This window comes from Paenibacillus camelliae, assembly GCF_023715345.1.
Classification (GTDB): Bacteria; Bacillota; Bacilli; order Paenibacillales; family Paenibacillaceae; genus Pristimantibacillus; species Pristimantibacillus camelliae.
In genome coordinates this window covers 34,722-58,309 of the sequence record NZ_JAMBNY010000012.1, presented here as the reverse complement: position 1 = coordinate 58,309, position 23,588 = coordinate 34,722, and the positions used below count along the sequence as shown (strand labels likewise).

General features: G+C 43.4%; 20 protein-coding genes and 1 riboswitch. Of the genes, 15 read left to right on the top strand and 5 right to left on the bottom strand.

The window, feature by feature from the left end; genetic code table 11:
* Positions 1 to 17: 17 nt before the first annotated feature.
* From M3180_RS17030 to pgmB, 6 genes are all read left to right on the top strand, one after another.
* The gene (locus M3180_RS17030) at positions 18 to 1,283 is read left to right on the top strand and encodes a sugar ABC transporter substrate-binding protein (RefSeq protein WP_251669702.1); all 1,266 of its coding nucleotides are present in this window, start codon (positions 18 to 20) and stop codon (positions 1,281 to 1,283) included.
* Between the two features lie 98 nt (positions 1,284 to 1,381).
* Complete coding sequence (locus M3180_RS17025) at positions 1,382 to 2,254, top strand: carbohydrate ABC transporter permease (protein ID WP_251669700.1); 873 nt, start codon at positions 1,382 to 1,384, stop codon at positions 2,252 to 2,254.
* A complete protein-coding gene (locus M3180_RS17020; RefSeq protein WP_251669698.1) occupies positions 2,254 to 3,090 on the top strand; it encodes a carbohydrate ABC transporter permease in 837 nt (278 codons plus the stop codon). Before M3180_RS17025 ends, M3180_RS17020 begins: the two co-directional genes overlap by 1 nt.
* A gap of 28 nt (positions 3,091 to 3,118) precedes the next feature.
* Entirely contained in the window at positions 3,119 to 5,230 is a 2,112-nt protein-coding gene (locus M3180_RS17015) for an amylo-alpha-1,6-glucosidase (RefSeq protein ID WP_251669696.1), read from the top strand.
* Between the two features lie 23 nt (positions 5,231 to 5,253).
* On the top strand, positions 5,254 to 7,533 hold the full coding sequence (locus M3180_RS17010) for a glycoside hydrolase family 65 protein (RefSeq protein ID WP_251669695.1): 2,280 nt from the start codon (positions 5,254 to 5,256) through the stop codon (positions 7,531 to 7,533).
* A 73-nt stretch (positions 7,534 to 7,606) separates the two neighbouring features.
* The gene (pgmB, locus tag M3180_RS17005) at positions 7,607 to 8,287 is read left to right on the top strand and encodes a beta-phosphoglucomutase (RefSeq protein WP_251669693.1); all 681 of its coding nucleotides are present in this window, start codon (positions 7,607 to 7,609) and stop codon (positions 8,285 to 8,287) included.
* Between the two features lie 139 nt (positions 8,288 to 8,426).
* On the opposite strand, the gene M3180_RS17000 is transcribed toward pgmB, so the two are convergent.
* Positions 8,427 to 9,128 (bottom strand): DUF421 domain-containing protein, encoded by a 702-nt coding sequence (locus tag M3180_RS17000; protein WP_251669691.1) that lies wholly within the window; start codon positions 9,126 to 9,128, stop codon positions 8,427 to 8,429.
* A 109-nt stretch (positions 9,129 to 9,237) separates the two neighbouring features.
* Between M3180_RS17000 and M3180_RS16995 the strand changes: the two genes are divergently transcribed.
* A complete protein-coding gene (locus M3180_RS16995) occupies positions 9,238 to 9,591 on the top strand; it encodes a DUF4363 family protein (protein ID WP_251669689.1) in 354 nt (117 codons plus the stop codon).
* 118 nt (positions 9,592 to 9,709) lie between these two features.
* Here M3180_RS16995 and M3180_RS16990 read toward each other — a convergent pair whose 3' ends face one another.
* Positions 9,710 to 11,803, bottom strand: a complete 2,094-nt coding sequence (locus M3180_RS16990) for a stalk domain-containing protein (RefSeq protein WP_251669686.1) — start codon at positions 11,801 to 11,803, stop codon at positions 9,710 to 9,712.
* A 358-nt stretch (positions 11,804 to 12,161) separates the two neighbouring features.
* Between M3180_RS16990 and M3180_RS16985 the strand changes: the two genes are divergently transcribed.
* The 3 genes from M3180_RS16985 to M3180_RS16975 all read left to right on the top strand — a co-directional run bounded on the left by M3180_RS16985 (position 12,162) and on the right by M3180_RS16975 (position 15,444).
* Complete coding sequence (locus tag M3180_RS16985; RefSeq protein WP_251669684.1) at positions 12,162 to 12,551, top strand: GntR family transcriptional regulator; 390 nt, start codon at positions 12,162 to 12,164, stop codon at positions 12,549 to 12,551.
* Positions 12,552 to 12,579: 28 nt separating this feature from the next.
* On the top strand, positions 12,580 to 13,689 hold the full coding sequence (locus M3180_RS16980; protein WP_251669682.1) for a DUF1648 domain-containing protein: 1,110 nt from the start codon (positions 12,580 to 12,582) through the stop codon (positions 13,687 to 13,689).
* A gap of 152 nt (positions 13,690 to 13,841) precedes the next feature.
* A riboswitch (purine riboswitch) is annotated at positions 13,842 to 13,942 on the top strand.
* Between the two features lie 116 nt (positions 13,943 to 14,058).
* Positions 14,059 to 15,444, top strand: coding sequence for an NCS2 family permease (locus tag M3180_RS16975; RefSeq protein ID WP_251669680.1), 1,386 nt, complete (start codon positions 14,059 to 14,061; stop codon positions 15,442 to 15,444).
* Between the two features lie 73 nt (positions 15,445 to 15,517).
* Here M3180_RS16975 and M3180_RS16970 read toward each other — a convergent pair whose 3' ends face one another.
* On the bottom strand, positions 15,518 to 15,931 hold the full coding sequence (locus M3180_RS16970) for a VOC family protein (protein WP_251669679.1): 414 nt from the start codon (positions 15,929 to 15,931) through the stop codon (positions 15,518 to 15,520).
* Between the two features lie 238 nt (positions 15,932 to 16,169).
* On the opposite strand from M3180_RS16970, the gene M3180_RS16965 reads away from it, so the two are divergent.
* Genes M3180_RS16965 through M3180_RS16955 form a run of 3 tightly spaced genes read left to right on the top strand, consistent with a single transcriptional unit; the run spans position 16,170 to position 18,718 of the window.
* On the top strand, positions 16,170 to 16,940 hold the full coding sequence (locus M3180_RS16965; RefSeq protein ID WP_251669677.1) for a LamB/YcsF family protein: 771 nt from the start codon (positions 16,170 to 16,172) through the stop codon (positions 16,938 to 16,940).
* Positions 16,941 to 16,967: 27 nt separating this feature from the next.
* Positions 16,968 to 17,711 carry a 5-oxoprolinase subunit PxpB gene (pxpB, locus tag M3180_RS16960; protein WP_251669675.1) on the top strand — a complete coding sequence of 248 codons (744 nt, stop codon included), beginning with the start codon at positions 16,968 to 16,970 and terminating at the stop codon, positions 17,709 to 17,711.
* Between the two features lie 11 nt (positions 17,712 to 17,722).
* On the top strand, positions 17,723 to 18,718 hold the full coding sequence (locus tag M3180_RS16955; protein ID WP_251669674.1) for a 5-oxoprolinase subunit C family protein: 996 nt from the start codon (positions 17,723 to 17,725) through the stop codon (positions 18,716 to 18,718).
* 6 nt (positions 18,719 to 18,724) lie between these two features.
* Here M3180_RS16955 and M3180_RS16950 read toward each other — a convergent pair whose 3' ends face one another.
* Together M3180_RS16950 and M3180_RS16945 are read right to left on the bottom strand one after the other, a co-directional pair.
* Positions 18,725 to 19,792 (bottom strand): phosphodiester glycosidase family protein, encoded by a 1,068-nt coding sequence (locus M3180_RS16950; RefSeq protein ID WP_251669672.1) that lies wholly within the window; start codon positions 19,790 to 19,792, stop codon positions 18,725 to 18,727.
* Positions 19,789 to 20,235: a hypothetical protein gene (locus M3180_RS16945; protein WP_432806953.1), complete on the bottom strand. Its 447-nt coding sequence runs from the start codon at positions 20,233 to 20,235 to the stop codon at positions 19,789 to 19,791. The genes M3180_RS16950 and M3180_RS16945 overlap by 4 nt, the downstream gene beginning before the upstream one ends.
* A gap of 1,633 nt (positions 20,236 to 21,868) precedes the next feature.
* Here M3180_RS16945 and msrA point away from each other — a divergent pair.
* Positions 21,869 to 22,819 (top strand): peptide-methionine (S)-S-oxide reductase MsrA, encoded by a 951-nt coding sequence (msrA, locus tag M3180_RS16940; protein WP_251669668.1) that lies wholly within the window; start codon positions 21,869 to 21,871, stop codon positions 22,817 to 22,819.
* 55 nt (positions 22,820 to 22,874) lie between these two features.
* The gene (locus M3180_RS16935; protein ID WP_251669667.1) at positions 22,875 to 23,462 is read left to right on the top strand and encodes a nitroreductase family protein; all 588 of its coding nucleotides are present in this window, start codon (positions 22,875 to 22,877) and stop codon (positions 23,460 to 23,462) included.
* Positions 23,463 to 23,588 lie beyond the last annotated feature (126 nt).

The following is a 23,588-nucleotide window of genomic DNA, read 5'->3' as shown; positions in this document are numbered from 1 at the left end:
TTTTAGGGGGTATTACAATGATGAAGAAAAGATGGGCATTCGTCCTACTGTCTGCGATGTTAATTGTATTGTCAGCTTGTGGCAACAATGCAAACAACAAAGCCAATGAAGGCACAAGCAACACAGGAAACAACGCTAACCAAAGCGAAAAATTAGAAAAGATTACGTTGTTCCAAAGTAAAGTTGAAATTGCTGAAGCACTTGAAAATCTAGTGGTTAAGTATAAAGAAGAAACAGGTAATGAAGTTGAAGTATGGGGATCCGCTGGTGACTCTTACATTACACAGCTACAAACAAAGCTTGCAGCTAATGAAGGCCCAACGATTTTCTCCGTACAGCCAGGTGCAGAGGCTGAGAAATTCGCTTCCTACTACCATGATATGACGAATGAGCCGTATGCGGAGTATATTTCTCCTAACATGGCACTAGAAATTGACGGTAAAGTGGTGGGTATGCCAATCGGTGTTGAAGGCTTCGGTCTTGTGTACAACAAAGAGCTTTACGACCCTTCTAAAGTAACGGATACAAATTCTCTAGTTCAACAATTAGAGCAGTTCAAAGCTGACGGTATTAACGGTCTAAGCTTGTCTCAAGAAGCTTATTTCCTAATTGGTCACATCATTAATACTCCGTTCGCATTACAGGAAGATCCTGTTGCTTTCATCGAGCAAGTGAACAAAGGCGAAGTGAAATTGTCAGAAGTTCCAGCATTCCAAGAGTTTGCTCAAGTAATGGACGCGATCCGTGCTAACTCCGTTAATCCAATGGAAGTAACGTACGACACGCAAATGGGTGATCTAGCGACTGGTAAAACAGCAGCTGTTCACCAAGGTAACTGGAGCTACGGTATGCTAGCTGATTATGATGAAATGGAAATCGGTATGGCTCCACTTCCGATTCTAGGAAACGATAAACTAGCGGTTGATATTCCAGCTGGCTGGGTTATTAACAACAAAGCATCAGAAGCTCAAATCAAAGCAGCAAATGCTTTCATTGATTGGCTATACACAAGTGAAACAGGTAAAAACACAGTAGTTAATGATTTCGGATTCATTCCAGCTGTAACAACAATCGAACCAACTGGACTAGATCCACTATCACAACAAGTATTTGATGCAACTCAGTCAGGCAACACTATATCTTGGGCACTAAATTATTTCCCACAAGGGATTATCATTAATGATCTAGCGCCTCTAACATCTGAATTTTTCCTTAACACTTCCATGACTCCAGAGCAATATCTAGAGAAGCTTGGTGAAGTGTGGGCAAAAGCTGCTAAATAATACAGGGATGTGCAATATGGAAAGCCTAACTCTGAAACATGAAGTTAGGCTTTCGTTTTATCTACTACGACAATTCTGGTGAAAGGGTGATTTCAATTATGAATAGAAATAGCAAGCTATGGTATATGCTTTTTACAATGCCGCTATTTTTAATTTTCTTAACGGTCGTCGTCATTCCATTTTTGATCGGGATCTATTATTCCTTTATCGACTGGGATGGTATTCCGAGCAACCCGAAATTATTCGTCGGCTTGGATAACTACGCGACACTATTTCAGGATCAACGTTTTCTTGATTCCGCATGGCAAACAATCAAATTTACAGTATTCGCTCTAATTAGCGTCAATCTGTTAGGCTTGATCTTCTCCTTAATCGTAACTGCAGGTTTTAGAACGAGCAACCTAGCACGTACCCTGCTATTTATGCCAAACCTTATTGGTGGTCTAATCTTAGGTTACATTTGGCGCTTCATTTTCACGGATGGATTTAAACAGATAGGTGAGACAACAGGAATAGACTCCATCTTCTTTAATTGGCTCATTGATCCAAACTATGCCTTGCTAGCTCTTGTTATTGTATTTACATGGCAAATGGCAGGCTATACGATGGTTATCTATATCGCTGGTATTCAAGGGATTTCCGAAGAAGTGATGGAGGCAGCTAAAGTAGATGGAGCAAATTTATGGCATCGTATTACGAAAATTGTTTTCCCATTGTTGATGCCATCCTTTACAATTTGCTTATTTTTAACATTGTCCGGTGCATTCAAAATTTACGATGTCAATTTATCACTAACCAATGGTGGTCCAATTCATACAACTGAGCTATTTGCAATGAATATCTTTAATGAAATATTCGGATATGGTAACTATGGACTTGGTCAGGCTAAAGCTATTGTGTTCTTTGTGATCGTAGCACTTGTTACGCTTACACAAGTGGTGATTACGAAACGAAAAGAGGTGCAGATGTAATGGGCAAAGCTAGAAATGGTGTAATTTCAACGCTAATTGTCATCGGTGCACTGCTCTTCTTGTCACCGATCTACATTATGCTCGTCAACTCCTTCAAAACTCGTTCGGAGCTTTATGAGAATGTGCTTGCATTACCAGGCTCCTTTAGCTTCGAATATTACGCAGGCGCAATGAAGAAGATGAATTTCCTTACCGTATTAGGGAATTCACTCTATGTTACGATCGCAACCGTGATTTTTGTTGTTATTCTATCATCTATGACAGCATGGATGCTTGTACGTCGTGACAATGCGATGAGTAAAATTATATTTTTCTCGTTTGTAGCAACGATGTTAATTCCGTTCCAGACATTAATGATGCCGCTAATGCAGGTTATGGACTGGATTCGTACGAATTTACATTTACCAATGCTTAATACGCATGAGGGCTTGATCTTTATGAATATCGGCTTCCATGCTGGTATAGCCGTATTCTTATATCATGGCTTTATTAAGTCGATACCGATCGCTCTTGAGGAGGCTGCTGTTCTAGATGGGGCTAGTACATTTGGTGTCTTCTGGAGAATTGTATTCCCACTATTAACAAGCATCACGGTTACAGTAGCTATACTTGACGTTATCGCTTCATGGAATGACTACCTGCTACCATCACTAGTGCTTTCTGATAAAGGACTGCGCACGATTCAGCTTTCAACCTTCTATTTCTTCGGAGAGTTTACGATTGTATGGAATCAGGCAATGGCAGGCTTAACCTTAACGATTATTCCAGTCGTCATATTCTACGCTTTTGCACAAAAATACATCATTAAAGGAATTGCGGCAGGAGCGGTTAAGTAAAGCTTTTGTTAGCTGAAAGGGAGCATGTATGAGTAATAAAGTCATCATGGAGGGAGCATTATTTTACGTAACCGATTCGTATGGTAATGTCGATCCAAAGCTAGAAGCAGGTCATGGCTTATATATGAAGGATACCCGGTTCCTAAGCCACTATGAGCTGCGCATTAATGATCAGCTTCCAGAATTGCTAGAAAGCAGCGTGTCGGAAAGCTATCTGCTGACGACGATGCTAAAGCATGAGGTAAAGGATGTTGGAGCAGTTGAAATTAAGCGCAGCAGCTTTTTGCACGACAATGTCATGCATGAGCAACTGCTAGTTACAAATTATTTCTTATCTCCGCAGCAGGTTAAGCTTACACTGCAATTTGATGGGGATTTTCAAGATATGTTCATCGTACGACGCTATCGCACTGGCGAAGTTGGGCAACGTATGGATACGACCTATAACGGCAAGATGATGCAGCTTCAATATGTTGGCAAGGATGAGCAGATCCGTAAAACGTCAATACATTGGGACGGCAGCCCAGAGGTTCGCCAGTCTGAGCAGCTGCTTCAATATACGCTAGATTTAGCTCCGGGAGAGCAACAAACGATACAGCTTGTTATTAAACCACAGCTTACACCATTAAATGCTAATGCTGGTGCAGAGACTCTACTAGATGGCGAGCTGCTCTCCTATAACGAGGCATTACAAAGCCTGACTAGCAGCTACGATCAGTGGTTGACGAGCAATACACGTGTGATGAGCGCTAATTCTCTATTTAATACTTTATACGATAGAAGCTTACAAGACTTACGTATGCTTCAGCGGGATATCGGCTATGGTGCAACGACGGTTGCAGGCTTGCCTTGGTTTGCTACAGTGTTTGGCAGAGATAGTATTATTACTTCAATCTTTATGCTTCCGCTACATCCGTCGCATGCATTAGGTACGCTGCGTACACTCGCAGCGTATCAAGGTAAAGCGGATAATCCTTGGCGTGATGAGGAATTCGGAAAAATTATGCATGAAATTCGTTTTGGTGAGCTTGTGCAGACTGGTCAGTCGCCATTTTCACCATACTATGGTGGCGTTGATTCGACACCGCTGTTTCTTGTGCTGCTCGTTGAGTATGTAAGATGGAGCGGTGATCTAGCGATCGTAGATGAACTAAAAGACTCTATTGATGCTGCGTTATCATGGATCGATACACGCTGTCAGCGGAATGCGGCAGGGTTTTTAACCTACCAACAAGAAGCAGAGCAGGGCTTCCCTAATCAGGGTTGGAAAGATTCAGCCAACAGTATCGTCAATGAAAATGGGGACCTTGCTACAGCTCCGATTGCGCTCGTAGAGGTTCAGGGGTACATCAGCTATGCGAAGCAAGGCTTAGCTGAAATATTCGCCAAGCTTAATCAGGCTGAACGCAGCCAGCTGCTCAAGCAGCAGGCGGAGCAGCTAGAGGAGAGAATTGTAGAGAATTTCTGGATGGAGGATGAGCAGTTTTTCAGCATTGCGCTTGATGGCGAGCTAAAGCCTGTCCGTTCTGTTACGTCTAACGCGGGTCATCTGCTGATGGCATCCTTCGTAAAGAATCAATATGCAGAGAAGATTGGGAACAGATTGCTATCAGAAGATATGTTCTCTGGCTATGGCATTCGTACGATGAGTAATCAGTCGACCGGCTATTATCCAATGAGCTACCATAACGGTAGTATCTGGCCGCATGACAACGGCATGATTCTACTAGGCTGCTTGCGTAGTGGACTTCAGAAGGAAGCAAGACATATCGTGTCCGGGCTGCTAAGAGCAGCTGCCGAAGTGCCAGATCAGCGTTTTCCAGAGCTGTTTTGTGGTTATAGCAAGCAGGAATATGATCGTCTCGTTCGCTATCCTACAACCTGTTCGCCGCAAGCATGGTCTGCTGCGACAACCTTCGTGATGCTTCAAGCTATGCTTGGCTTGCAGGTTAATATGCTGCAAGGTGAAGTTAGCTTAGCACCAGCACTGCCACTCGATATTCAAGAGCTGAATATTGTAGGCTTAACGATTGGTAAGGGAACATTGGATATCTATCTATACATTGATCAAGAAACCGACACAACGAGCGCAACCATCTTAAGCAATACGACCGGTTTGGACGTCGTTGTTCATTCATAATAAGCAGGATAGGGGTTTACGCTATGACATGGTCTATTGTGAATCAGTCGCTACTAGAGGCTGATCTACTAAATCAAGAGAGTATTTATGCACTAGGCAACGGTTATTTAGGTGTGCGAGGGAATTTTGAAGAAGGCTATCGTGAAGATATGAACAGCATACGAGGCAGCTATATCAATGCTTATCACGACGTCATTACGATTCCATACGGCGAGAAGCTTTATGGTTTTCCATCAACACAGCAGAAGCTAGTCAACATAATTGACGCACAAGGCATTGAAATTTTCGTAGGAAGTGCGAAGGAAAGATTCAGCCTGTTTTCTGGCGAAGTGCTTGCTTTTTCGCGTGAGCTGAAGCTGGATCAAGGCTATGCTGAACGACGCATTCATTGGAAATCTCCATCAGGCCAAGAGCTGGAACTGGTATTCCGCCGTATTGTATCCTTTGCTTCTCGTGAGCTATTCGTCATTGATGTAAGCATTGTACCTATTGCAGTGACAGGCGATATTACGGTAGTATCTACCGTTCAAGGGGATGTTAAAAACTACACAGCAGTTAATGATCCACGTGTAGCTTCAGGCCATGCTAAGCTGCTCACGACGACTGCGATTGGCTCTGAGGATGACATTGCTTATGTTCAGAATGAAACGTTAACCTCTAAGCTATCTGTTAGCTGTGCAGTTGCGCATAGTCATACCGATGCTAAGCAAAGAGAGCTTGTTGCTGAGCAGCAGCAGGTTAGCTACACTGCTGTCTTTGCAGGGGATCAGCCAATTACCTTTACGAAGTGGAATGTATATACCGATACGCTGCGTCATGGTGAGCAAAGCTTGGAGACTGCTAAGCAAAAAGCAAGAGAGCTCTCTGGTACCGGCTTTACCCAGCAACTTGAGCTGCAGCAGCAAGTATTAAGTAAGTTCTGGGACAAATCAGATATTGTCATTTCAGGCGATGCTGCGTTGCAGGAAGGAATTCGTTTCAATATATTCCAATTGCTGCAATCAGCGGGTCGCGACCAATACAGTAACATCGCTGCGAAAGGTTTGTCTGGTGAAGGCTATGAAGGGCATTATTTCTGGGATACAGAAATTTATATGTTCCCAGTATTTTTACTTACTCAGCCAGAGATAGCTAAACAGCTATTACTGTATCGCTATCAGATCCTGCCGTTTGCGAAAGAACGTGCGAAGGAAATGGGGCATGCTAAGGGTGCGCTTTATCCTTGGCGAACAATAGCTGGAACGGAATGCTCTTCATTCTTCCCATCGGGCACAGCGCAGTATCATATTAGCGCCGATATTGCCTATAGCTATATTCAATATTATATGGCAACAGAGGATGTTCAATTTTTTGCTGATTACGGAAGTGAAGTGCTCGCAGAAACTGCAAGACTTTGGATGGAGGTTGGTCATGAGCGTGATGGCCGCTTCTATATCGATGAAGTAACAGGTCCAGATGAGTATACTTGCTGCGTCAACAACAACTATTATACGAATGTTATGGCGAAGAATAACTTAGCGTGGGCGGCAAAGTCACTACAGCTAGTGCAGCAAAGTCTTCCTGAGAGCTATGAGCAGCTGCTTCAGAAGCTAGAGCTAACCGTCGAAGAGATCGACTCGTGGAGTCGAGCAGCACAAGTGATGTATCTGCCTTATGACGAGAAGCTTGATATTAATCCTCAGGACGATTCGTTCATGAATAAAAAGGTGTGGGATTTTGCTAATACACCAAAGGAAAAATATCCGCTGCTATTGCATTACCATCCATTAACGATCTATCGTTATCAGGTATGTAAGCAGGCAGATACTGTGCTTGCTCATTTCCTACTAGAGGATGAGCAGTCATTGGAAACAATCAAGCATTCCTATGACTACTATGAGCAAATTACGACGCATGACTCCTCATTATCCAGCTGTATATTCAGCATAATGGCTTCAAAAATCGGCTACGATGAAAAAGCGTACCACTACTTTAGAGAAACGGCTCGCTTAGATCTAGATAATACCCATGGTAACACGAAGGATGGCCTGCACCTTGCGAATATGGGCGGAACGTGGATGGCTATCGTGTTTGGGTTTGGAGGCGTAAGAATTAAACAAGATTCGTTGTCTCTAGCGCCAAAGCTGCCGGCAGATTGGAAGGATTATCAGTTCAAGCTGCAATATAAAGGACGCTCCATCGAAGTTAAAGTTACTCGTGGCGAGGTTGAACTGAATTTGCTGTCAGGTGATGCGTTAACAATTACGCTTTACGGACAGTCTGTTTCATTGAATCAGGGCGGCTCCTACAAGCAAAAAATATAATGATAAATTACGTTCAAAAAGCTCGGCTCGAGCTTTTTGAACAACCTCTAAAAGAAAGTGAGGGAACCAAGACATGACAACTACTCCAATTCAGGCTGTTATTTTCGATCTTGATGGTGTCATTACAGACACAGCGGAGCATCATTATCTTGCCTGGAAAGCTATTGGTGATGAGCTTAATCTACCATTTACTAGAGAATTCAATGAAAATCTAAAGGGTGTATCCCGACTTGAATCATTACGTTTGCTGCTTAGTCTATCCAAGGAGCCGCTGCACTATAGCGATGAGCAGCTGCATGAGCTGGCAGAACGAAAAAATGAGCTATATAAGGAATTAATTGCGACCATTAAGCCGTCGGATGTATTGCCAGGTATTCCAGAGCTGCTTGCTGACCTAAAGCAGCGTGGAATTAAGACCGCGATCGCTTCAGCGAGCAAAAATGCATTTTCCGTCATTAGAAACCTTCAGATGGAGGAGCAATTCGATATCATTGTCGATGCAGCCAAGATTAAAAATTCTAAACCTGATCCTGAGGTTTTTCTAGCTGCAGCACAGCAGCTAGGGGTTGATGCACAGGCTTGTGTTGGCATCGAGGATGCGGTTGCTGGGGTGGATGCCATCCTAGCAGCTAAGATGACAGCAGTGGCGATTGGGCAGAAGGATCACTTTCCTCATGCGCATCATGTTTATGCAAGCACAGCCGAGCTGAATGTTGAACAGCTGCTTCAGATACATGAGCGAGCCCAAAAATAGCATAGATTGTATAGAACAAATAAAGCAGCTGACACTTGTAATATAGTGTCAGCTGCTTTTTGATGACATGAAAGTAGTATAGATTATGTAGCGACGGACATGCTCATAAATAAGAATTTTCTTTAATTTTTCTTTGTTACTAATGCTTTTTGCCAACGTTATCTTGATACAGATCGACATACAGCTGCTTATTGGCATCGACCTGTGCAATAAATACATCTCGTTCATCATAAGCGCCTTTATTTTTAATTTCTTTCGTTAGCCATTGCTTATCGAGCTTGAGTGCACTTAGGTTCTCTTGCAATATATGGCCATCGACGATAAGTAGGGCTGGTGCGTGTTCATTTTTTACTTTCATCCCTAGTAAGCTAGCGGTGATTGGATCGGCCTCAGTTTTTTTCATAATACTTAGCTCACCGTTCGTTTCTAAGACTGCCATCTCTACGTCATCCAGCTTAAATACACCCTTCTCTCGAAGCATCATCATTAATTCATTGATGTTAAACTGGTTCTTCTTCATTTCATCCTCTAGAACCTTTCCCTCTCGAACAACGATAGAGGGCCTACCATCGGTTAGCCTTGCGAATGCCCTAGATTTTAATCCCCAATAGCCAAGTAGAATTGGAATAAGGCCCCAGACGATTAAGGAGATCAAGCCATTCGATATTTTAATGTTTTGATCCACGGACATCGTTGCTGCAATCGACCCTATGGTAATCCCAACGATATAATCAAAAAAGGTTAACTGCGATAGCTGCTTTTTACCCATAATTCTCGTTAAAACAAGCAGAACAATAAATGCGATAACAGAGCGAATAAAAATAACTGCGATCTCAGGCATACTGCTCCTCCTCTTACATGCAAAATGAAGTCTCCTGCATAAGTTTTGCTTATTATGGGAATTTCTAAGACAAAATATGCAGGGATAGAAGAAGGAGGCAGGAATATTCATGCGTTTTAATAAAGCTATAGCTGTAATTATCGTAGGTTTTACATTATGTTTCGTACTAACTGGCTGCTCTAGTGTTACAGGTCAGCGTGATTTTAATCAATTCTTGAGTAATCTAGAGCATCACTTGCATGCTGAGGACTGGGACGCACTACATAATCAAATGGACGACTTAATGAAGATATATGCAAAAAATAATTGGAAGCTTCAATTAATCGGTGATGAAGGAGAGTACGAACGTCTCCATGAAAGTATCAATCGGTTTACAACAGCGGTCGAAGCCAGAGAAACCATGGATGCCAAGCTTGAGCTGGCAACGCTGAAAACGATCATTGAGGATATTTATTCGCTGTAAAAATAAGCTTGAATCTAATTACATGATTTAAGGGAGCATGAGTTAAAACAAGGTCAGTCTGTCGTCCACGGATAGGTGGTACGACAGACTGACCTTTTGTCATTACGATATCAACTCGTTAATTTTGAGATTGAACAGTCTCTTGCTGATTCTCCTGCTGACCATCCTGCTCAGCGCTTGTTGCATTTGCATTGTCGGCAGCATCTAATGAAGGAATCGGTACGAACATAAGATGAAGAGGCATATTGCTTCCAGGTGCAACAATGTACTTAATATTAATGGTTTCTTGGAAGCTTCCGCTGCGATGAATAAATCCAGCTTCATCCTGACCCTTAAGAATACTATTAGACGTTAATGGGATAACCTTGTCATTAACGATGAGTGCGCCGCCATAATGACCACCACGAGGGTTTAATAGAACGGCAGTATGAGGCTCAATATCCAATGTAAGATCGTAAACTACACCGCCATTGCCATAGTTAATAAGTGGCTCACCTGTTACAGCGTCAACACCTGTAAGCAGCTTGTCGTGCTCTTGCTGCTTATCGCCTAGAACTAGCTTTTCACCACGATTTTCACCGAGCACCTTATCAACAACAAGACTTCTATTGCCACCCGAGAATGTTCCTCGAATATGCTTGCCATCATGCTCACTTTGTGGTAGTGTTTCTAGCGCTGCGATGCCATCTCCATCCTTTTCAGTAACAACTAATGAATATTTGATAGGAGTAGGGCTGTAATATTCACCAAAGATGGTTAGCGTCTTAGCTGGTGTAATCGCAGGAACATTGGTCATAAGCTCCACGCTTTCTCCAGGCAATAGAGTAACTGTTTCAGGCTGTAACGGCTCTAGAAGCTTCTCTAGGTAGCGTGCAGCTGCTGTTTTACCCGCTGTAGATACATGAGTTACAGGGCCAGCATAGACGAAGCGATTGGTCGAAACAGTCGTCGGCTCATCGCTTTCATTCGTTGCAATAAGATGCAGCTGGAGAGGCTGCTCCGCAATATTTTGCTTGTGTATATTGAATCGTACGGCACCAGAAATGGTATCGGCATAATCAATGGCTGCTCCAGTTAGCTGCTCAGGGCTATTCGTACGAACAGAAGTTACGTCCTCTGATACAATTCCATATGCAATCGAAGGAAGCGATAACGAGAAGGAAGGATCAACAGGGATTTTATCTCCCGGTACGGCGAAGTTCAAATAGAATTGATCCTTCGTGTACAAGACCTCATTCGAAACAGTGATCTGTTTTTCAACGGACGAGACAGCACCAAAATCATCCTGAACCTCAAGCTTTACCGTATACGTGCCTGCTTTGAAGAAAGCAGGTTCATTTCCAGTCCAAGTGTTACGAACAATTTTGCCATCGTCTGAGCTCAAGTTATTGTAGTAGATCGGCTCACCGATTTTATACGTTAATTTATTCGTAGAGAAGTCAGCGATAGGAGCAACATTAGGCTTATTAACTGTGATCGTAACCGTATATGGCTCACTCCATATTCCACGATTATCTTTTACTTGTCGAGTAATCGTGTACTGTCCAGGTTCAGCGTATGTCTCCTCTAATCCATCCCATTTCTCTTCAACGATGCTGAATCCACCTGTTGCTGCCGCTTGATCCTTAATTGTTACCGTAGTTTCCCCTGCGACAATGTAACGTTCATTGACTGAGAAATTAGCTTTAGGCAGCGTATTAAGCGTTAACGATATGTAGCCGCCACTTACCTGCAGACTGCTGCCAGTAGCATTCGCCCATGCACGTAGAGGAATCATAAGATGACCATTGCTTGTAAATGCTTTACCGCCAGCATTGGTTCTTTTTCCATCAACCGTTATCGTGCTTTCACCTTGCTTAAATGCGATTTTATGGCTGCCATTCGATGCAATCGACTGCTTTGTCTGGCTATCATAGCTCACTTTATATCCAAAAAGCTTAGCAATGCTTTTAAATTGTACATAGGTTGTCCCTTTTTCAACCTTCAGAGCTTCATCTGAAGAGGTAGGAACACCATTTACATAGATAAGGTTGCTATTTTTAGTAAACTGGAATCGATCGTTACCAGTAAGAGCCAATGATTGCTGCTCTACAGACGTCTGAGCAGCGTAGGCTACAAATGGACGAGCAGATTCGTTTGATTGTATAAAAGGTAATGCGGTCAAGCTTAATACAGCAACACTCGCTGTAACTACTTTTAAGTATCGTTTCATATTTAATCTCCTTTAAATGCATCTGGCTATTCTTTATTGATGGTTGCTAATAAATAAGACCTATCAAACGTAATAACATTAGGTTAAACGACATGTACGCTTTGGAAGTTGCGCGGCTCTAGTGAAATAAATGTCGCAAAAACCAATTGTTAACTTTCTGTGAACAACTGCTCAAGTAAAAATATGTAAGCCTTCATTAATAGTTACATAACGAGTACACATTGTCACGTGCAAAAGATTGGAAGTTGCTCAGTTAAGCTACATTTAAATAACGTAAATAATTGACATGATGTTCTATCTGTTATACTATATATATAACAGATAGAACATATATACAGATAAGTGAGGTGAAGCATGCGTGCTCTTATCTATTGATTTGCAATCTGAAACGCCAATTTATACGCAAATCGCTGAAAGTATTATCGAAGGAATCGCACGCGGAGAGCTGGCAAAAGGCGAAGGATTGCCATCTGTTCGTGCATTAGCCGTAGATTTAGGTGTAAATTTACACACGGTCAATAAGGCCTACCAGCTATTAAAGCAAGAGGGCTACGTTCAAATTAATCGAAAGCAGGGCGTAGTCATCGAACCAAACGAATTCCCGAAGGCCGATGAGCTGTTTAAGCGCAGACAGGCTGAACGGATGAAGCCTATTATTGCTGAAGCAATATGTCGAGGTATGACGCAGGAGCAGATTAGAGAGCTATTTTATGAGGTACATGAATCACTGCAGCCTCGCCAGCAATAGAACTATACTTCTAAAGGAGATGGGTCTGATGACAGGAGCTAATTTAGTTTTAATCGGTATATTTATTCCGGTAATATTATTAATGGCATTCACTCCATATTTAACACGGAGAACAGAAGCATTTGGCGTTACCGTGCCAGATGGTGTAAAGCAACAATCCTATATTGCGAGACATATTAAGCGCTATATGCTGTTATGCTTAGGCCTCGGTATTATACTTATAGCAGCGATGTTCATACTGATTAAGCCAGAGGGTAGTGAACAAGATCATTCGATATGGTATTCAGTCATAATTGTTAGCTACTTAGTTTTAACCTTTCTGGTTTATATCGTCAGTCATCTGCAAATTAAGGCTTGGAAGCAGCAGCAGCCCTGGTATGAGGAGACAAGCTCGTCTCAGAAGATTGTCGTTCAAACCAGATTTCATAAGGAAAAAACAACCATCTCACTTGTTTGGTATGTCCCTCATATCATTGTCGTCGCTTTAGCTATGGGATACAGCATCATTCATTACGACAAGTTTCCAGAGCTTTTACCGATGCAATATGACTTTAACGGAGAGGTGACGAGAGCGGTAGAGAAAAGCATAGGCTCTGTGCTGACATTATCGTGGCTATCCATAGCGATGATTATCGTGTTCATCATCTCGCATCTGTCTATTGCTAGATCTAAGCAAGTGATTGAAAGTCAAGATCCGCACGGTTCATTACAACGCAATGTCATCTTTCGTTACTCATGGTCTGTGTTTCTAGCTATTGCCGGATTTCTTGTCGTAATACTAATGGTGCTTGGTCAGCTTTCTCCTTTATTAGAGTGGTCTAGCAATACCTTTATGGTAATCGTCTTTGCTATTGTTGGGATTATATTGTTAGGGTCTATTCTATTGAGTGTGAAGCTAGGGCAAGGCGGCTCGAGATTGAAGAATAGTAATACTCAGCAGGGAAAAGCCTCCGTAGAGGTTGCCGATCTAGATCAGCATTGGAAGCTTGGCATCTTTTATGTTAATCGCAACGATCCAGCGATCTTTGTGGAGAAAAGATTCGGAGTAGGCTGGTCTATTAATTACGGTAATCCGATCGCATGGTTAATTACAATTGGAATTTTAGCGATTGTCCTCATTCCAGCAATATTTCTATAAAATTCAATGATTTATGTTGGGAAAAAGTAACTTAATAGTGCTCCAGACTTACTTCTTCGATCAAAATACGAATATTAAATAGAATTTTATATTAAAATATTCGTAAAACGTATTGACGGCATGTCGTAATTTCTATAAAATTGTAGACGGAATATAACAAAAGCATATTCTTTCGTATAATCTCAAGAATTGGCTTGAGAGTCTCTACAAGGTCACCGTAAATGATCTGGCTACGAAAGGTGAGAGAAAACCACTCGGCCGGTGGTATATTTTTCTCCTTTTTGCAAAGCCTAGGGAATGCGACACACAAGCATTTTTCTATGGCTTTTTTTGCTTGTTCCAACACAATTTTGGGAGGTAATATTCAAAATGGAGCGTTTCTTTCGTTTAAAGGAACTAGGAACAAATGTCAGAACTGAAATTATGGCAGGTCTAACGACTTTCATGACGATGGCTTATATTTTGGCAGTTAACCCAATGATATTGTCAAATGCTGGTCTTGATTGGACGGGAGTGTTTATAGCAACTGCTCTTGCAGCAGGTATCTTCACCATTGCGATGGGTCTATTCGTTAATTTCCCCGTTGCGCTTGCACCAGGTATGGGGCTAAATGCGTATTTCGCATCCGTTATTTTAGCTTCAGCGGCTACAGATGCACCGATTAGTCCGGCAATGGGACTAACAGCTGTATTTATTTCAGGTGTTATCTTTATTATTCTAACGATTACACAAGTTCGTCAAATGCTAATTGATGCTGTACCAGACAGCTTAAAGCATGCAATTACCGTCGGTATTGGTTTGTTTATTACGGTTATTGGTATGAAAAACAGCGGCTTAATGACGATTTCTGTTGAAAGCTTTGCAGATATTAAGGCATTTACATTTACACCTGTGACAGGTCCTGAGACTGTTATTGGGATTGGAAGCTTCTCAGATCCAACGATGCTACTTACTATTGTTGCTCTTGCTCTTATTGGGATTCTTATGGTGCTTCGTGTACCTGGAGCGATTCTATGGGGTATTCTTGGTACAACTTTAATTGCGATCGTAACAGGAAATGTGAATGTTAGTGAAACATTTGCAGGTAAAACTTGGATTCCTGACTTTACGACTATGCACTTTGCAGACTTTGACTTTGCAGGCGTGTTTGAAGTTGGTCTAATTACAGTTATTCTAACCTTTACATTCGTTGAGCTGTTTGATACCTTCGGTACACTAGTTGGTACGGCTACAAAAGCAGGTATCATGAAGGATCCAGTGGAAGGTAAAAAACGTGTAGGTAAAGCGATGTTTGTTGACGCAATCGGCGTAAGCGGCGGTGCGGTGCTTGGTACAAGTACAGTAACAGCTTTCGTTGAAAGCTCTTCAGGTATTGCGCAAGGCGGACGTACAGGCCTAACAGCAGTAACAACAGGTATCTGTTTCTTGCTTGCTCTATTCTTATCTCCGCTTGTAGCACTTATTCCAGGAGCTGCTACATCAGCTGCACTTATTATCGTAGGTGTACTAATGATGCAATCCGTGAAGGATATTGATTTTACAGATATGGTTTATGCTATTCCATCCTTCTTCACGATTGCGTTCATGGGCTTCTCTTACAGCATTGCTAACGGTATCTCTTTCGGTATCGTATTCTATGTTGTCCTAGCGACTATCGCGAATGTGACAGGTAAAGGCAAATATAAGGTTCACTGGTTAATGTGGATTCTTGCTGTACTTATTGCTTATCGTTATCTATTCATGGGTGGCGAATAAGAGCTTACATTATCTTAAAGCACGAACTTATAAAGAAGCAGCGCTTGGCCGGCGCTGCTTCTTTTTTATATGTTTATTGCCCGAGATTAAGCTGCCATTGAATCCCATAACGGTCGATCACTTGACCGTACAGCTTGCTCCAGAATGTCTCCTGCAGCTCCATTAAAACCTCGCCGCCAGCCTTGAGCTTTTCATAGACTTCTTTAAGCTCCTCGGCATGATCGCTAATGTAGGCAAGAGTGATGTTGTTGCCGACAATATAATCCACACCGGGAAATGTATCAGAGAACATAACGGTGCTTCCATTAATAATAAGCCGAGTATGCATCACTAAGTCCTTCGTGCTTTCATTAAATAGCTCCTTCGGTCCATCAGGAGAATCACCGAAGGTCATTATTTTCGGCTCTTCCGCATGAAATACCTCCTTATAGAAATGGACAGCCTCACGACAATTCCCGTTAAACGTTAAATAGACTTCAACCGACATGTAAAAGCAACTTCCTCTCTATTGTTATATGCCACCATTAGCATAACCACATTGCAAAGTGTTTATCTCTTAATAACCTTTACTACTTAGATCACGAGATCACCTCTACTGCAACTGACGATCAGTCAATCAGTATTTAATCAAATTGCATTTCTTCTATTATTAAAGGTACAATTTAGTTAGGAAGGTTCTGTATATCGTTAGAATTGGATACGAATACATAAATGGGAGTGTAAATATGTATAAAGTGGATTTAAATTGTGATATGGGTGAAAGCTTTGGCATTTATTCCTTTGGACAAGATGAAGAGCTGATGAAATATATAACATCTACAAATATTGCTTGTGGCTTTCATGCAGGCGATCCATTGACGATGCGTAAAACAGTGAAGCTTGCTCTTAAATACGATGTTGCCATCGGCGCGCATCCAGGTCTGCCAGATCGACATGGCTTCGGCCGTCGCATGATGGATATACCTGCGGAGGAGATCTATGGTCTTGTCCTGTACCAGATGGGTGCACTGCAAGCCTTTGCGGTTGCTGAAGGCAGCCGAATAAAGCATGTAAAGCCGCACGGCGCCTTATATCATATGGCGAACGAAAGTACAGATATTGCAGAAGCGATTGCGGAAGCGGCATATCGGATAGATCCAGATATGTATGTCGTTGGTCAATCCAACAGTAAGCTCATCAAGGCAGGTGCCAGAGCAGGGATGCGTACCTTGAATGAAGTGTTCGCCGACCGTAATTATGAAAAGAATGGTGCGTTAACACCACGCTCTCATGAACAGGCGCTTATTGTACAATCGAAGTTTTCATCAGAGCGAATGATTCGTATGGTGAAGGAGCATAAAGTCGAAAGTCGTACAGGGGAGGATATCCCTATGCGTGCAGATACGATATGCGTTCATGGCGATTCGCCGGATGCGCTGCAGCATGTCATCGAGCTATCTCAAGCGCTTAAAGCGGCTGGTGTCGATATCGCCCATCCTTCAAAGCTGGAGCTATAAGAGCAGTGGAGAGGAAGGGTGAGATAGATGAAGGCTGAGATTATGGCGCTAGGTGAAAAATCGATCATCATTACGTTAGGCGATGACATCGACGAACAAACACATAATAGAGTTGTACATTTGCTAGCTGAGCTGGAAGGTCATAAGCTGCAGGGTGTGATAGAGTATGTGCCTGCATATTGCACGATAACGGTTCATTATGATCCATGGCACATATGGAAGTGGGCAAGAAGCAATAATATGCAGCTGTCTTCTCCAAGAGTATGGCTCCAGAAGCAGCTAGAAGCGATCATCGAGCCTTATATTGAAGGAAAGAACGAGGAGAGCAGCAATAGTAGAGGTCGCATTGTTGAAATACCTGTATGCTATGGAGGCAGCTATGGACCAGATCTTGTAGATGTGGCGAGACATAATGAGCTTACGCCTGAAGAAGTAATTGCCATTCATTCGAGCGGCACATATCTCGTTCATATGCTGGGCTTTGCCCCAGGATTTCCGTATTTAGGTGGAATGAATAAGGCTATTGCAATGCCCCGTAAGGCGATACCGAGAGCATCTATCGAAGCGGGTAGTGTCGGTATTGCAGGAGCTCAGACTGGTATCTACCCGATATCTACACCGGGAGGCTGGAGAATCATTGGTCGTACGCCGTTAAAGCTATTTCATCCCGAGTTTGAGATTCCAACATTAATTGAAACAGGCGATCGTATTAAATTTATCCCGATCACGCACGAGCAGTTTGCTAGTATCGGCGAGCTGCATTGGACGTAAGGAGAGATCGTATGGCAATCGAAATGATAAAGACAGGAATGCTGGCTACCATCCAAGATCGAGGGCGCTTTGGCTATCAGAAATATGGAGTCAATGTGAATGGAGCGATGGATGAAGGCTCCGCTCGAGTGGCGAATCTGCTCGTAGGGAATCCAGAGGATGCGGCGGTGCTTGAATTGACCTTGTCTGGAGCAGCGCTTAGGTTTACAGAGGACCATTTGATAGCGATATGTGGTGCAAATATGTCACCTATGATGGACCAAGCCTCGCTTCCTATGTGGCAGCCGATCATTGTGAAAAAAGGCAGCATCTTAACGTTTGCGAGCTATGTAAGCGGCTGTCGCGTATATGTTGCAATGGCTGGTGGTATCCGGGTTCCGTTAGTGTTGGGCAGTAGCAGCACGAATATGAGAGGTCAATTGGGCGGATTTAATGGTAGGTCGTTACATAGTGGAGATATGCTGGAGGTTGGTCATGTTGATGAAGCCTCACGCAGTGCAAGGCTATGGAAGAAGCTGCAGCAGAGCATAGGGCCTGCGTTTAACGCTAAGCTATTCGCGATGGCTCCAGAAGAACAGGTTACGATACGATTTATTCCTGGACCTGAATATGAGCTGCTTACAGCGGATAGTAAACAGAAATGGCTGAATGGCACATGGCGTATTGATGCTCAGTCCGATCGAATGGGCTATCGTCTGCATGGCGAAATGCTGGAGCTAGAAGGCTCTAAAGAGATGATCTCGGAAGGAACAGTTCATGGACTCATCCAGCTTCCTGCCAACGGCCAGCCGATCGTCTTGCTATCCGATCGACAGACCACTGGAGGATATCCACGCATTGCCTTCGTTGCTGCGGTAGATATTCCGATGTTTGGCCAGCTAAAGCCAGGTGATGCGATTCGTTTCGTACCGGTCACCATTGATGAAGCTGAACATCTGCTGTTAGAGTATGAGCAGGATATGGCGATGCTTAAGGCAGCCATGATGTTAAAATGCAGTGGAGCTTAAGCTTACTTATTTATAAAACAATAAATGCGTAGGTAGCTTTCTCAGCTTGCCGTCTGACGGCGAATTAATAATATTTCCATTAAATATAAGCGACGCAGAGCCACCTCCGTCCATGTTATAGGCGGATTGAACATCGTATGAACGAAGGATGTTTTGAATTTCTGCAAGTGTAGCACCTGCGCTTCCATTCGTATTATAGCCGTCTGTGACGAATAGAATGATTTGATCATCCTTGAAATTCCCAAGCACAACGCGTGGTGCACGCTTAGGGGAGGTTTTCCACTTCGCTGGAATTGTTTGTTTCTTCCCATCCTTCAGGAGAACTGGAACGAAGCTTGCACCGAAGCGGGGCTTAAGCTTGTCCAGCTTCTCTTTATCCTTGAAGACACCGCCGATTAGTTCGTTCTGATCATTGAAGCCAGCAAAGAAGAGATTGTTCTTGCTAGGTTGAAAGCCGTTGACGTACTTTCCGTTAATGATCGTAGTTCCAAGCGGATAGCGCTTCGAGCCAGAATCCGCAAACCCACCAGCATTCACGGCAACAGCGGCGCCATACGTCTTGGCTGCTTTTAATGTAGTCATTGCATCTCCAAGCTCATCACCGCCGAGTACCATGTCGACAGCCTTAGATGACTTGAGTTTAATCTTTACGATGTACCCTTGAAAATGCTCATAGCTTTTATAATATAGCTGGGCCTTAAGCTTGCTGCTGTTAATTGTAGCTGAAGGAGTTCCTAGCTTTTTATTAAGCTTTTGATCATAAATCGAATACGGATAATTGAGTGTATCCTTAATCATTGGTACGATAGAGCTGACGAGCTTTGTCGTTTCACTATATTTAGAGTAGCTATGCTCAATATTCGCACGTGTGACTTGAGCAAGCTCAGTGCTTGTAGTAAGTGCTTCCGCAGCATGGTTGTATGCTTCAGCTTCGAGTACTGGCTCGCTGATTGGAGCTGGATCAGCTATGTAAGCTTTGGTACTGTTTAATAAGACAAGCGCGATAAAGCACCCGATGAAGGGGGCAATGACAAACAGCATGAGACGGTTTAGATACTGAATGCTACTTGTCATTTTAACAGCTCCATGCTTTTTTGAAGCTTTTGCAGCTGAGCTTTAATATCGTTGATTTGCGAGTATAGCTGATTGCTGTTGTCATTATTATTACTGCTATTATCCTTGACGAACGTAAGCAGCTGATTCAACTCTTCGATTTGCTCGCCAAGCGCGGCGATTTTTTCATTGTAGCTGCTATCCAGCTCGCTGAGCTTTGTGTTAAAGCTTGTCTCAAGTTCAGTTAGCCGCTGCTCAGTTTCTTGACTAAGCTGATCAGCTAAGCTTTGCTCTACATGGTTCATGTACGTATGAGCGCCATAAAGACCGCATGCGATAAGCAGCAGCCATAGCATCATAAAATTAACGAATAAGAGCTTGGATCGTCGCTTTTTTGCTCGCTCCTTTCGCTTCTCAGCGGGGAGAACGGGATTGGAATTTCTTTCTTGTTGTTGTACTTGCATGTCTGACACTACGTTTCACCTCAATACTATTAGACGCGTCTAGTTGAATAAAGTTTGCAACATTAAAATATTGTAACATTTTGATGGGGATATATGGGGGCATGTATAATTTTACATAATTCGGCTTTGATGACGATGTAACTTCATGGCAGCTGATTCGACGTCGAATATGGGGTTCAACCGAAAACTGCGGTGCTCACGTACCAAAATTACGTACGCTGCGCTCCTTGTTTTCTAGTTTTACCCCATCTTCTCGGTCCTGAAAGCCGAAAGGAGATTAGCTAAAGGTGTGGCTTTGATGACGATAATAACAGCGTAGCTAAACTTCTCTAAAAGCGACCTCCTGACGCAGGAAGGTTCGAGCGTTAGAGAAGTTTAGCGGAGTTGAACGCTAGCGAAAACTCTGTTGCTCACGTACCAAGTAACGTACGCTGCGCTACTCGTTTTCTATAACCCCTAGCGCAGCTTACCAACTCTAAAGCGACCTCCTGACGCAGGAAGGTTCGAGCGTAGAGATGGTTAAGCGGAGCGCTGAAAGCCGAATGGAGATTAGCTTAAAGGGTGGCTTTGATGAGATTTTAGCTACAGCGTAGCGCTGAGTAATCGTAGAATGCGAAGGATAAGCTTACAAGCAGGCATGTTCTTTAGGATTTAATGTAAGCATCAGCGGAGCTTAACTATCTCTAAAAGCGACCTCCTGACGCAGGAAGGTCCGAGCGTTAGAGACAATTAAGCGGAGCGCTGAAAGCCGAAAGAGGTTAGCTTGAAGTGAAGGCTTTGATGACGATGTGACAATATTGGTATACTAGAGAAGACCCCAGCGGAGCTTCCATCTCTAAGCGACCCTCCTGACGCAGGAAGGTTCGAGCGCAGAGATGGTAAGTGTAGCGCTGAGTAATCGTAGAATGCAAAGGATAGGCTTACAACAGGCATGTTCTTTAGGATTTAATGTAGGCATCAGCGGAGCTTAACTATCTCTAAAAGCGACCTCCTGACGCAGGAAGGTCCGAGCGTTAGAGACAGTTAAGCAACGCGCCGAATGCTCATACAAACGCGCAGGATATGCAAACTAAAGCATTTATCTTTAGCATATAAAAAACTACAGCGTAGCTTACCATCTAACAAGCGACCTCCTTCCGTAGGAAGGTTCGAGCATAGAGATGGTTAAGCGGAGCGCTGAAAGCCGAAAGAGGTTAGCTTGAAGTGAAGGCTTTGATGATGATGTGACAATATTGGTATACTAGAGAAGACTCCAGCGGAGCTTCCATCTTTAAGCGACCCTCCTGACGCAGGAAGGTTCGAGCGCAGAGATGGTAAGTGGAGCGCTGAGTAATCGTAGAATGCGAAGGATAAGCTTACAAGCAGGCATGTTCTTTAGGATTTAATGTAGGCATCAGCGTAGCTTAACTATCTCTAAAAGCGACCTCCTGACGCAGGAAGGTCCGAGCGTTAGAGACAGTTAAGCGAAGCGCTGAAACTTACGCGAAAACCGAAGCTATGCCAACTAAAGCATTTATCTCTAGCATGTAATAAAAACATCAGCGTAGCTTACCATCTCACAAGCGACCTCCTTCCGCAGGAAGGTTCGAGCATAGAGATGGCTAAGCGGAGCGCTTATAAGGAGGTAATATATATGGCAACACAACTAGCTACCTTTGCAGGAGGCTGCTTTTGGTGTATGGTTACACCATTTGATAAAATGAGAGGTGTACATTCTGTCATCTCAGGATATACGGGTGGCGACACACCTAACCCTACGTATGAGGAGGTATGCTCCGAATCAACGGGTCATGTAGAGGCAATTCAGATCGAGTTTGATCCATCGATTATCAGCTACGAGGAGCTGCTGGAGAAGTATTGGCAGCAGATTGATCCTACTGATGCTGAGGGCCAGTTCCACGATAAAGGTCACTCTTATCGTACCTTCATCTTTTACCACTCCGAGGAGCAAAAACAGGAGGCTGAACGCTCCAAGCAATGGCTGCAGGAAAGCGGGATTTTCAGTAAGCCGATTGTGACAGAGATCGTACCAGCGAAAGAGTTTTATCCAGCTGAGGAGTATCACCAGGATTACTACAAGAAGAATCCTATGCGTTATAAAATGTACCGCAAAGGCTCAGGCAGAGATGAGTTTATTAAAAAGCACTGGTCAGTGAAAAAGGATGATTCCGAGCTTAAGGCTCGTCTGACACCAATTCAATACGAGGTTACTCAGCGTAATGCGACTGAGCCGCCGTTTCGTAATGAGTTTTGGGACCATACGGAGGAAGGCATTTATGTCGATATCGTCTCTGGAGAGCCATTATTCAGCTCTAAGGATAAATTCGATGCACATTGCGGCTGGCCAAGCTTCACTAAGCCGCTAGAGGATGACCATGTGCTTGAGGAGCTGGATGTAACGCATGGTATGATCCGCACGGAGGTTCGTTCCAAGTTTGGCGATTCGCATCTAGGGCATGTATTCGAAGATGGGCCACAGCCAACAGGATTAAGATACTGTATCAATTCCGCTTCATTAGAGTTCATACCGAAGGCAAAGCTTGTTGAACGCGGCTATGCAAAGTACTTGAAGTTGTTTGAATAATACAGAAGCACAACGACATACATTGATACAATCGATGGGGAGAGGAGATATGTACATGTCTAATGTGTCATCAGCACAACGTGAAGCAATCTTAAAAGCGCTAAAGGAGCGCAGAACGGTAGGTCGAGTGAAGAAGGATGAGGTGCCAAAGGCACTCATTGAGCAGCTTATTGATGCTGCAAGCTATGCGCCAAGTCATTATAATACACAGCCATGGAAATTTATTGTGATGACCGGGGAAGGGCGAAGCTTGCTTGGGGAAGGCTACGCGAAGGTACATCAAGCAACGACTGGTGAGTCCGATGCGGAAAAGCTTGAGAAGGAAGCGAAAAAAGCATTTCGAGCTCCTGTAGTTATTGCAGCAATATGTTCACCGTCTGAAGATCCACGCGCGATTATGGAAGAAGAGCTTGCAGCAACCCACGCAGCAGTTCAGAATCTATTGCTAGCTGCACATGCTTTAGAGCTTGGTGCAATATGGCGCTCTGGCGCACCGTTGTATCACCCAGTCATGCATGAGCATTTTCAGCTATCAGATAAAGAAAAGCTAGTTGGGCTTGTATATGTCGGCTATCCAGAGCTTGTACCAGCTGCACCGACTCGCCGCTCCGTCGCTGATGTAACGACGTGGGTCGAGGCATAGTGTATGTAATAACGAGGACGTTATAGTTTCGAGTAGTAAAACAATTTGTGGAACAAGTATAAAGCCCCGATGATGCTTCGATAGGTCATCGGGGCTTCTATTTTTTATAGAATAAAATCTCTCAGA